Raw genomic sequence first — 825 nt, forward strand, 5'->3', positions numbered from 1 at the left:
GCAACACCACCTAACTTATCTAACGTTACATCTGTTCCTTCCGATCCATAACGTGAAAGAAGTTCAATATTTTCAACAGGTAAAAAGAGCAGATCGCCTCCAGCATACTTAATCTCAAGACAATCTCGTAAAATTCCAGCTGTAGTGATAGTTTTAAGACCAACAAATTGTCCAATACCATGATCGATATGCACAACGATATCGCCAGAATTTAAAGCTGCAATTTCAGAAATAAAATTTTTATTGTGTTTACGCCGTTTGGGTGATCTTATGAAACGATCACCGAGGATATCTTGCTCTGTTATGATAGCAAAATCTTCCACTTCAAAACCGTGCTCTATCCTTATAACAGCTGCTGTTATATGATCACGTGGTGTTGCTCTCACCGTTTGTAATGATTTTACAATATCTATTTTTTTCAATCCATGCTCATCAAGAACCTGTAGCAAACGTGCCAGAGACCCTTCACTCCAACCGGCTAATAGCACCTTCTTTTTAGCAACATGCAATGAAGCAATATGATGAACGACACTTGAAAAAACATTTTTCTCTTGCGCATTACGCTCTTTTACAAAATCATATCCAGCTTTAATATTCGCATGAACAACAGTTTTTCCAAAAGTTTGTGGAACATTAAAAGGCGTAAAATCAATACGTTGTCCGGATTGTTGCGCAATTTCTAAAACACGCTCTGGTGTTAAATAGAGAAGGCTAGGCTCTATTGGATGATAAGAAGTAGGATTTTCTTTATCATTTTCATGCTCTTTCTCTTTGCGTGCATCATAATAATCTTCAATAAGGCGATAACGCTCGGTGAGCACTTCT

The 825-nt window shown here is 37.5% G+C and carries 1 protein-coding gene; it reads right to left on the reverse strand.

Annotated elements, in window-relative coordinates; translation table 11 throughout:
- Nucleotides 1-825: CarD family transcriptional regulator (locus tag ACFIO5_RS11140; RefSeq protein WP_375705440.1), on the reverse strand; the 825-nt coding region annotated here is incomplete at both ends.

The organism is Bartonella sp. AA86SXKL (genome assembly GCF_042196885.1).